This is a genomic window from Photorhabdus sp. RM323S, assembly GCF_042879375.1.
Lineage (GTDB): Bacteria > Pseudomonadota > Gammaproteobacteria > Enterobacterales > Enterobacteriaceae > Photorhabdus > Photorhabdus tasmaniensis.
On the sequence record NZ_JBHFKZ010000083.1, the window covers coordinates 1 to 10840 of the forward strand.

Annotated in this window: 10 protein-coding genes and 1 pseudogene; 4 read left to right on the forward strand and 7 right to left on the reverse strand. The window is 39.9% G+C overall.

All coding sequences use genetic code 11. The features are described 5' to 3' along the window. Nucleotides 1-357: 357 nt before the first annotated feature. From ACGF7G_RS21010 to fadR, 4 genes are all read right to left on the reverse strand, one after another. Entirely contained in the window at nt 358-1110 is a 753-nt protein-coding gene (locus ACGF7G_RS21010; RefSeq protein ID WP_387468135.1) for a MipA/OmpV family protein, read from the reverse strand. 278 nt (nt 1111-1388) lie between these two features. Then, complete coding sequence (gene dadX / locus ACGF7G_RS21015; protein WP_166296019.1) at nt 1389-2465, reverse strand: catabolic alanine racemase DadX; 1077 nt, start codon at nt 2463-2465, stop codon at nt 1389-1391. A 1-nt stretch (nt 2466) separates the two neighbouring features. Beyond that, on the reverse strand, nt 2467-3777 hold the full coding sequence (locus tag ACGF7G_RS21020) for a D-amino acid dehydrogenase (protein WP_387468138.1): 1311 nt from the start codon (nt 3775-3777) through the stop codon (nt 2467-2469). 526 nt (nt 3778-4303) lie between these two features. After that, nucleotides 4304-5023, reverse strand: coding sequence for a fatty acid metabolism transcriptional regulator FadR (gene fadR, locus ACGF7G_RS21025; RefSeq protein ID WP_387468140.1), 720 nt, complete (start codon nt 5021-5023; stop codon nt 4304-4306). A 222-nt stretch (nt 5024-5245) separates the two neighbouring features. Here fadR and nhaB point away from each other — a divergent pair, with 222 nt between their 5' ends. Both nhaB and dsbB read left to right on the forward strand, forming a co-directional pair. Next, nucleotides 5246-6793, forward strand: a complete 1548-nt coding sequence (nhaB, locus tag ACGF7G_RS21030; RefSeq protein WP_387468141.1) for a sodium/proton antiporter NhaB — start codon at nt 5246-5248, stop codon at nt 6791-6793. Nucleotides 6794-6972: 179 nt separating this feature from the next. Then, the gene (gene dsbB, locus ACGF7G_RS21035) at nt 6973-7482 is read left to right on the forward strand and encodes a disulfide bond formation protein DsbB (protein ID WP_387468143.1); all 510 of its coding nucleotides are present in this window, start codon (nt 6973-6975) and stop codon (nt 7480-7482) included. Nucleotides 7483-7613: 131 nt separating this feature from the next. Here dsbB and ACGF7G_RS21040 read toward each other — a convergent pair whose 3' ends face one another. Both ACGF7G_RS21040 and ACGF7G_RS21045 read right to left on the reverse strand, forming a co-directional pair. After that, nucleotides 7614-7919 carry a DUF333 domain-containing protein gene (locus ACGF7G_RS21040; protein ID WP_387468144.1) on the reverse strand — a complete coding sequence of 102 codons (306 nt, stop codon included), beginning with the start codon at nt 7917-7919 and terminating at the stop codon, nt 7614-7616. A gap of 48 nt (nt 7920-7967) precedes the next feature. After that, nucleotides 7968-8300, reverse strand: coding sequence for a multidrug efflux SMR transporter (locus tag ACGF7G_RS21045; RefSeq protein WP_021325552.1), 333 nt, complete (start codon nt 8298-8300; stop codon nt 7968-7970). A 436-nt stretch (nt 8301-8736) separates the two neighbouring features. Here ACGF7G_RS21045 and ACGF7G_RS21050 point away from each other — a divergent pair, with 436 nt between their 5' ends. Next, a complete protein-coding gene (locus tag ACGF7G_RS21050) occupies nt 8737-9003 on the forward strand; it encodes a hypothetical protein (protein ID WP_387468146.1) in 267 nt (88 codons plus the stop codon). A 592-nt stretch (nt 9004-9595) separates the two neighbouring features. Here ACGF7G_RS21050 and ACGF7G_RS21055 read toward each other — a convergent pair. Beyond that, nucleotides 9596-10075, reverse strand: a complete 480-nt coding sequence (locus ACGF7G_RS21055) for an Hcp family type VI secretion system effector (RefSeq protein ID WP_387468148.1) — start codon at nt 10073-10075, stop codon at nt 9596-9598. Nucleotides 10076-10539: 464 nt separating this feature from the next. On the opposite strand from ACGF7G_RS21055, the pseudogene ACGF7G_RS21060 reads away from it, so the two are divergent. Then, a pseudogene (locus tag ACGF7G_RS21060) lies at nt 10540-10840 on the forward strand (hypothetical protein); the annotation flags it as partial.

Consider the following 10840-nt stretch of genomic DNA (forward strand, 5'->3'; position numbering starts at 1 on the left):
GCTTCGGTAGGCTACTGCTGAGGAAACAGCAGGTCTCTCTGTCCTAACTTGGGTGAGACAATCATGGAGACAGCTTTCGCGTCGCACCTTAAAAACAGCGTCATGTGGCGTTGGTGTGTGTTTTCTCTTCATCGGTGAATGGTAGCATATTTTCTTTTATATTGAAGGAATATTAAGCAAGAAATAGAGCGGACTGTGATGTTTTGAATTTTCTTTGACAAAAACGTTGATCGTATCTCAGAGACTTTAATTTCCTTCTTAAGCAAAGTTCAGGTTAAATATCTCAAAAAAACCACAAAGAAGACTGAATACAATCCGGTGAATTCAGTCTCTATCCGGTATTATTGTTTCGGGTAATTAAAAACTATATGTAATACCTGTCCAAACAATACTTGAATATGATTTATTAACCATTGGGCTATCTTTAATTTCATCCGGTAGCCATTCAACACGCCCCATCATAAATACAGACCATGTCTGGTTAAATTCATAATTAGCAGATAATTCCAAGTAGGGAGTCCAACTATCACCTGGAGTATACTTTTCCAACCCGCTACGATGTGATTCACGCTCTTTAATACCATATTCGTAGCGATTTTGTTTTTTACTATTCCAGACCACACCTAATCCTGGTTGTAATGACCAACTACCCATGTCAAAGTCATATAAATAAGCCAGGTCAACCCTGATCCCTTTACTGTTACTTAAAGTATCCGCCGCAAAAGAACTGCGTAATATTCCCCAATCTTCACTATGGCGATAACTAAAACCGCCCATCATGGTATCCCGACGTTTATCCAGTTTTTTCAACTGCTTATCTTCATTATCTTTTGGGCTGAAACTTTGAGGATAATAATACACATCCAAAGATAATTTATCTTTCGGTTCGTTCCACAAATAATACCCAGCAGCTAAAGTATGAAAATAGAAATTGTCAGTTTCATAATTAACCATTGGAACAGGTAACACTTTATCTTCACTCTTTACTCCTTTATAAGGTGGTGACTGAGCCAGAACAGATGCGCCAACTGACCACTGCCCTGCATAAGCTACCGATGAAGAAAAACAAAAAGTGATGGCTGTCGCTAGAACTTTTGCTTTGTTGATCATTATTAACTATTTCCTATAAAACAATTATGCGATTGGCTATTATCAAGTGTAAGTGTAAAAGATCATCTCCCTTATTTCCAAGAATAACATAGTATTTTTGTCCAAAAAGCACGATATGTCTAAATTAGACTTAATTTTCTTAACGAAAACATACAGATTATATGTGAAAAACAGATATATTAATTTAGAGAAATCGATAACTTACTTTCTGAATAATACCAGAAATAAATTATTATTTATCATTCCCTCAATCAGAGCAAAACCGTCCTGCCTGGTATTTAACGACATATAAATACCGGGACCCGATCCGTCAATGCACACAACAATTCATAACCAATCGTTCCAGGGATCTCTGCCACATCATCCACCGGCAGGTTTTGCCCCCACAATTCAACAGGACTGCCAATTTGGGCCTGCGGGCAAGGTGTCAAATCTACTGACAACATGTCCATTGATATTGCACCTAACACCTGAGTTCTGACGCCATCGACAATAACCGGTGCTCCCGTCATTGCTCTACGAGGGTAGCCATCAGCATAACCACAGGCAACGGTACCGACTCTAATAGGACCTGATGCTGTATATTTACCGCCATAACCCACTTTTTCCCCAGCGTTAAGATGCTGAATGGCAATAATCTCACTGTGCAGACTCATCACAGCTTTCAACCCAATATCCGCAATATCGTTCCACTTTCCACTGGGAGAAGCACCATAAAGCGCAATACCGGGACGTACCCAATCCCGATGAGTTTGCGGATACCATAGAGAAGCGGCTGAATTAGCCAAACATTGAGCAATATCCAAGCCCTGACTGACTGAATTAATAATGTTAAGTTGTTCAGTAACGCCAATTTCCTTATTATCTGCATTCGCAAAATGCGACATCAACGTTATTTGCCCAATTTGCCGGATACCCCTTGCCCGCGATAAAACCTCTTTATATTGACCCGCAGGGAAACCCAATCGATTCATACCGCTGTTTAATTTTAGATAAATATCGATTGGCCTGCTCAAATTGGCCATCTCGATTGCTTTAAGTTGCCAATGACTATGTACCACCGTTGTCAACTGATACTGATCAATTACCGACAAATCTTCTGGTTTGAAAAACCCCTCTAACAGCAAGATAGGCCGCTGCCAACCTTGTTCCCGCAATAAAATCGCTTCATTAAAATCAAGTAAGGCAAATCCATCTGTCTGATCAAGATACCGCCATAAACAACGCAAGCCATGCCCATAAGCATTTGCTTTAACTACAGCCCAAATTTTGCTATTACCGACCCTATTACGAATAATCGCCAGGTTATTTTTCAACGCATCAAGATGGATCGTTGCCGAAATTGGACGTGGCATATCAGCCCCTCAGTTCAGTGTGCAATTGATGGCGCAATGGCCCAAATTTCGTATTAAAACCATTAACATAACGGAATACTGACAAATCATCAGAAGCAATGGAAGGCTTCTTACCTGAAATAAGATCCGCGAGTAACTGACTAGAACCACATGCCATTGTCCATCCTAACGTGCCGTGCCCTGTATTGAGGTAGAGATTGTTATAGTCAGTCGGACCAACAATTGGAGTACCGTCTGGTGTCATTGGCCGTAAGCCTGTCCAGAAATTAGCCTGAGCAATATCGCCCCCTCCCGGATAGAGATCCTGCACCACCATTTTCAGTGTTTCACAACGTGCTTTAAGCACATTCAAATTAAAGCCCACAACTTCTGCCATGCCGCCAACACGAATACGATTGTCAAACCGAGTAATCGCAATTTTGTATGTTTCATCCAACGCAGTCGAGATCGGAGCCCGTTCCATATCTACGATAGGCATAGTTAATGAATAACCTTTCAGCGGATAGACCGGGATTTTGACAAGACCATTCAACAGTTCAGTGGAATAGGCTCCCATCGCAACAACATAGCTGTCTGCCGTCATGACGCCATCTTCGCACTGGACACCCGAAATACGGTGCCCTTCTACCTGCAATTGTTTGACCTGTTTATTAAACAAAAACGTGACACCAGCCGTTTCTGCCATTTTTGCCAGTTCTTTGGTAAAAAGCTGACAATCACCCGTTTCATCGTTCGGTAATTGTAAGCCTCCCGTCAATTTATGAGCGACATGGGCCAATGCCGGTTCAACTGTCGCCAACTTATCTGGCGTTAACAGGTTGTAAGGCACACCTTCTTGTTCAAGAACCGCGATGTCATTCATCGCATTATCAAACTGCTTATTGGTGCGGAATAATTGAAGAGTACCCCGCTGGCGACCTTCGTATTGAATGCCAGTATCTGCCCTTAACTGTTTGATACAGTCACGACTGTACTCTGCCAGCCGTACCATCCGGCTTTTATTGATTGCATAGTGACTTGCATCACAATTGCGCAGCATCTGCCACATCCAGCGTAACTGAAACAGCGAACCATCAGGGCGGATAGACAGCGGAGCATGACGTTGAAATATCCATTTAATGGCTTTCAGTGGAATACCTGGCGCTCCCCACGGCGTCGCGTATCCCGGCGAGATCTGACCGGCATTCGCCGCGCTGGTTTCCTGTGCAACACTTCCCTGACGATCAATAACGGTTACTTCATGACCTTGCTGTACCAAATACCAGGCACTGGTTACACCAATAACGCCACTACCTAAAACAAGGATTTTCATCATGGTCCCCTGATGATTAAAAATTTAGCCAAGCATAATATGCTGCCTAAAAAAAACCAATATAGGACAATCCTCGGTAACGTCAATAATCTACATTTATGATTTAGGTCACAATAACATTACATTTATGCAACAAGAACATTTGTTGCTTATACACAGGCAATTTACACAACCTAACACTAAGATGATGAAATTAAAATAAAATTTAAGATTTATATCGTAGGCTAATTATTGAATATACAGTCATTATTCTTATTTTTTCAGCGAAAACGATGAATCAATTAAACAACCACAAGATACCAATAACCATCAATTAATCGAAGTAAAAAACCAAACAAAACCCACAAATTCAAAATAATATTCTAAAATTAACACCTTGATGATTGACTTGAAATGAGAAGAAAAAATCAACAAAATTCCCGGGGCAGAACATGCTGTCCCGGGTCAGTTCAAAATAGTTTTGATTTGAAACCAATGAATTGGATTAAGACTTGGCATTAAGTAAAAATACTAACGAGATATCATATCAACGACAAACTTCAGTTAAATCACTTGGCATCGTACTTTGCATACTGTGCCAAATGATACCGCTCTCTTTACCATAGTTACGTACACATTCCATAACTTTATCGTAGGATTTATCACGGCATAACACCGCCAATTGCTGATAAAAGTTCAACGCCAATTTGCGTGCCTCAGGATTAGAGAAGTAATAACGCCCTACACGAGTATATAGCCCTTTCAACCCATTGATAATAAGGCCGTAAATTGGATTGTCTGAAGCAAAAGCCAAACCACGGAAAATATCATAATCCAGAGCGCTGAAAGACTCTGAGTTATCTTCCACATTCTCTTTTTTTGCCAACACTTCCAATGACTGACTTGGATTATGCCTAAAAGCTGTGCGAATAAATATTGCGGCAATATTCGTTCTCACTGCCAGTAGATTATCAATTAACTCAGGAACGCGATCGTGATCAAGACGAGCCAGTGTTTCTAAAATATTAAGACCTGATGTTTCCCAAAAGTTATTCACTTTTGTTGGCTTGCCATGCTGAATAGTCAACCAACCATCACGTGCCAAACGCTGCAATACCTCACGCAGGGTAGTCCTTGTTACACCAATCAACTCAGATAATTCACGTTCTGCCGGAAGAATAGAGCCAGGAGGAAAACGGCCGTTCCATATACTCTCAATAATATATTCTTCCGCAAAACCTGCGGGACTTTGAGCCTTAATGACCATATTTTTGTTATTCCAACGTGAATTTTTCAACTAATAATAGATGAAATTATATCAGAATGCGCCCCTCCAATATAGCTGTCTAGTCTAGAAACCACAAAAACGGTCACGAAAAAAGCACACGAATTGTTTAACTGTGCTTCATCTCCCTTAAAATATTTTATATTAAAGCGTACTATTGTTTAGAGAACACGACCTTCTGAATTTAGAGGAATTTTAATTACCATGGAAACCAATACCCGGAAAGCGGCGATAAAAAACTTTCTCGGCAACTCGCCGAATTGGTATAAGTTAGCTATCATCGCTTTTCTCATCATCAACCCACTTGTATTCTTCTTCATCAACCCATTTGTTGCCGGCTGGCTGCTGGTTGTCGAATTTATCTTTACTTTGGCAATGGCACTTAAATGCTACCCGTTACAACCCGGTGGTTTATTGGCAATTGAAGCCGTCATCATCGGTATGACCTCACCGCAACAAATTGGTCATGAAATTGCTAATAACCTGGAAGTGATTCTGCTGCTGATATTTATGGTCGCAGGGATTTACTTTATGAAGCAGTTATTGTTATTTGCGTTCACTAAATTGCTTCTTTCCATAAAATCCAAACGGATGCTTGCCCTGGCATTCTGTTTAGCCAGCGCATTCCTCTCAGCATTCCTTGATGCTCTGACGGTTATCGCGGTGGTTATTAGTGTTTCCCTTGGCTTCTATTCTATCTATAACAATTTTATCTCTGAGCAGCATGATGCATTGAAGCCGAATAATGATCATCACATTGATGCAGAGAAAAGGAAACAAACGTTCACACAGTTTCGTGCTTTTTTACGTAGCCTGATGATGCATGCAGGTTTAGGGACTGCGCTCGGTGGTGTGATGACCATGGTGGGAGAACCCCAAAATCTGATTATCGCCAAAAGTGTTGGCTGGGATTTCGTCACTTTTTTTATTCGCATGGCTCCGGTTACCTTGCCTGTTTTTATCTGTGGACTGCTGGTCTGTTTTCTGGTCGAACACTTTAAATTATTCGGTTATGGTGCAGAATTGCCAGAACGCGTCCGGCAAGTACTGGAAAGTTATGATAAAAAAACCAGCGCAAAACGAACCGGCCAGGAAAAAGCGCAGCTTATTACTCAGGCACTGATTGGCCTATGGTTAATTGTCGCTCTGGCATTTCATTTGGCAGAGGTTGGTCTCATCGGTCTGTCAGTGATCATTCTGACCACCTCTTTTTGCGGTATCACGGAAGAACATGCACTGGGCAAAGCATTTGAAGAGGCATTGCCATTCACGGCATTATTAACGGTATTCTTTTCGATTGTTGCAGCGATAGTTGACCAACAACTGTTTACACCATTTATTCAGTTCGTTTTACAGGCTTCAGAAACTTCTCAGCTTTCCCTATTCTATCTGTTTAATGGCCTGCTCTCAGCAGTGTCAGATAACGTGTTTGTTGGTACGGTTTATATCAATGAAGCCAAGGCTGCTCTGCAAGAAGGGCTAATTTCACATAAACAATTTGAATATCTGGCGATTGCCATTAATACCGGCACTAACCTGCCTTCCGTTGCAACACCTAACGGGCAAGCTGCATTCCTGTTCTTGTTAACCTCGGCATTATCACCCTTAATCCGTTTGTCTTATGGTCGAATGGTCATTATGGCATTACCCTACACCATTGTGATGACTCTGGTGGGTTTGTTATGTGTGGAATTTCTGTTAATTCCGATGACTGACATCATGGTCCAGTGGGGTTTAATCGCGTTGCCATAACCGGCAACAAATTTACTTCATAACGTTATTACCCATGCCGGATTGAACGCTGATTGTGCTCAATCCGGCTTTATCTTTTACCCGAAAAAACAGATTTACTTTAATTGACTTTTTTTGTTGCATTTTAGGCGGCAAAATAGGCGTTCAATTATTTATCTTATCTGCATGGAAAAAAGGACATGATGCGATTTTTAAACCACTATTCCCAAGGACGAAGCGCATGGCTGCTAATGGCTTTGGCTGCCTTAACATTGGAAGGTTCAGCCTTATATTTTCAGCACGTGATGAAATTACAGCCCTGTGTGATGTGTATTTATGAGCGGGTTGCTCTGTTTGGTGTGTTAGGTGCTGGGTTACTAGGCGCAATCGCGCCAAAAACACCATTACGTTGGTTGGCTATTATTTTGTGGATCTACAGTGCCTGGCGTGGCCTGCAATTGGCATGGGAACATACTATGATCCAGTTATATCCTTCCCCATTTAATACTTGTGATTTTTTTGTAAACTTTCCTTCATGGTTAGCATTAGATAAATGGCTCCCTTCGGTGTTTGAAGCCTCCGGTGACTGTTCAACAAGGCAATGGCAATTTTTGTCATTAGAGATGCCACAATGGCTAGTTGGTATTTTTGCCGCTTATCTGGTTATTGCTGTATTGGTGTTGATCAGCCAATTTTTTGATCGTCAATAATTGCCAATTCAGGCGTTAAAACGGTTAGCTCGTAGATCAAATATACTCGCAGAATCATGCCTAAAGGTATCTACCATCGTGACCTCAACGGCATGTTCCTGCTCATAACAGGCAGTTGCCTGATTTCTACTTTAAATGGGCGTGCAAGAACCTTGCAATAACGCCCTTTCATCACAACGTTTGCCATTCACCAACTGACACACCGGTGTTTGTGTACCATTTAATTGTATGGCTAATGCAGGTGTACCACCTGCATAAATACAAGTTGCTCTGGCATCAATTCCAAGACCAATTTCTGGCTGAGAATATTGCATCGCTTGATATTGGGCAAATGTTTTCCCTGTTTGACTACTACAGCCAGCCAATAAAGTAAAATTAAAGAGTAGCGCTCCTATTAAAACCTCATTGAATCCTTTCTTATCGTCGATATTTAACATATCTCTTCTCCGAAAAACAATTCAGGGAAAACCATGCGGCATCATTAATTAATGTGCACTGCTGTCAGAAAGCAAATTTATTACCATAACGCCCGCAATGATAAGCGCCATACCTAACATAGCCGCCCAATCCAACTTCTGCTGATATAAAAATATCGCCGCAACCGAAACCAGCACAATACCAAGACCAGACCATATCGCGTAGGCAACTCCCAATGGCACTACTTTAACTACATGAGATAATGCCCAGAAAGCAATGCCATATCCAACAATGACCAGTATAGAAGGAAATAATTTACTAAACCCATCGGAAGCTTTTAATGAAGCGGTTGCCACAACCTCAGCAACAATTGCCATTGCCAAATATACAAATCCATTCATAACCTTACTCGCTATAACAGAAAAACATAAATTGAACTACACTAATAGACAAAAACGAGCTGAATCTATCACAAATTCTGGTAAGAGTAACGTAACAAAAATGATATATTTCGTTCCCTAAATCCAATTTAAACATTATTTACAGCGTGTCCGCAGAAGTATCCTGACGGCAGGAAGATTGTTGGAAAGATTCTACAAGGAATATGGAAAAGTGCTAATGATAGCTTCCAGTTTTGCGATTCAGACCAAAATCATTCAGCACGGGAACCTTTACCATCACTTGGGGAAATATAGCGTCGAGGGATTAAACACCAATATATTTATAAATTAAAAACAATCCTATTATCTGATTAAACAATCATTGTGGAACTAAAAGAAACTTATACTGTCTGAATTCGAGTAATCTTATTTCAACACGTTTTGAGGGCAAAATAGTATGGAGAGGAACATTCAACCCGGTTTCTGTATAGTACAACAATATACTAAATTTGGGACAAGAACAGGCTTTAGTATTGCAGGTGGCAGTGCTGGTGCATATGCAGCAGGGTCGGTATGCCTTGCTTTAGGTATCGCTACTGCACCTGCCGGAGGTGCTGGTGGCTGGATATGTGCGGCTGTTGGAGGAGTTATAGGGGGTTACGCTGGAGGAGAATTGGGGGATACAATAGGTGAATATGTTTCTGATATAATAATAAGTGAATAATATGAACATTTTAAAATACATTACATTCTTTATATCCTGCTCTGCCTTTTTTTTAATTTGGGTGTTTATTATTTTTTACATGTTCAATAGTTCGAAATTCAGAGAACTAACGGATCTTTATATCCGCGAAGGTTATTCTATACCTCAAATCATCTATATGTCTTCATTCTCAGGGATCTTTGGCAGTATTATTGTTTCTTGTTTTTTCTATCAGTTGATAACCAAGAGGAAATTACCACTATCATATTCTTTTATAGAGAACCACATACCAAATGAAGCGTTTATATTCGCAAAAAAAATCCCAAAAAGATTATCATCATTTATAATAAGATACTACTATATTTCTATATTTATGATGATATTATTTTTACTAACCGCATTGTTATTTCCAATGTACAAATTTCTGCTCAACACCTAAAATAATCATCACAACATTAGGGATTTAGGAGATAAATTTATTTACAATGTTATTACAAGTAAATAATATGAATAGGCGGATGCACATGATAACCACAACTTCTTTATATTAACATATTTATTCCAAAAACACGCTTAGTGATTAACTAAAAACTAAGCGTATAAATTATAGTTATCAATAAACCATCTCATCCCAGATGCAATATCCTGATGTTCCTGCCATATAATGCCGACAAGTAATGTTAACATACTGAACTGAAACAACTTCCTCCGGTTGGCCTTTATTATCATTAACAACATGCGGATAATTAACATTTAAACCGCAAATTTTTGTCCCAGTGAGCAAGATGGAATAGAAAAGTTCCTGTGAGCCTATTTGCGAGGTCCGATAAACATCAAATGTCAATTCCATTTTTTCACGATTAGCCGCCGCTATCATTAATAATGGCGAAGATTTATCTAATGGTTTAATGAAGTTTACCGGCTGATAATTGACATTCTGCGCGACAGTCAAGCCATGATTGAATTGCAGTACCATAATTCGATTTTCATGTCCATTCTGATATCGGTTACCAATAGAATCCAGAGTTGAACAGCCTTGAGAAATAAGCCCTTGGGTTTCACCTTTTATCGTTACATAAATCATGTTCGCCATATTATTTTACCCTGTGTTTTAGTTTAAACTTTCATTGTGAATCCCTTTTATTTGATTTCAATGGTAAAATTGTAAAAAACTGTCAAATATATTATATAAATGTAAATATATAATCCTCGCAGTCAAACTGGATGGACACCTCCCTCTTCTTTATAACAGAAAAAGCTGTCAATTCAGGTAAGAATGAGCGGGATCTATCGCAAACTTGTTAGAAAGATTCTACAAGGAATAGGAGCAACTGCTGATGATAGGTTCCAGTTTTGCCATTTAGACCAAAACCATTCAATATGATAGCCTTTACCCTCACCTGAAAGAATACAACGTCGAAGGATTAAGAACCGGTATATCCATAAATTAAAAATAATCCTATTATCTGATTAGGCAATCATTGTGGAACTAAAAGAAACTTATACTGCCTGAATTCGAGTAATCTTATTTCAACACGTTTTGAGGGGCAAAATAGTATGGAGAGGAACATTCAACCCGGTTTCTGCATAGTACCGCAACCTGGAGGATTAAGTTTTCAGGCAAGCTTGCTGTTCAGTCATTCGAATAGCAAAGCAGCCCGGTATTTTATGGCGTTGAATGCCGATAATCGGTACCTGAAACCAGGACAGATTCTACTTGTTGCCGATCCCGATTCTTATAATCCGCCGCATATCATGCAGCTATTAAAGCAATCCCAGTATGAAATAAACCAATCCGTTTCGAGCTTGCCTAATGAATATGCCGCATTTTTGCATCACCATTTTGGTCTGTTTCATT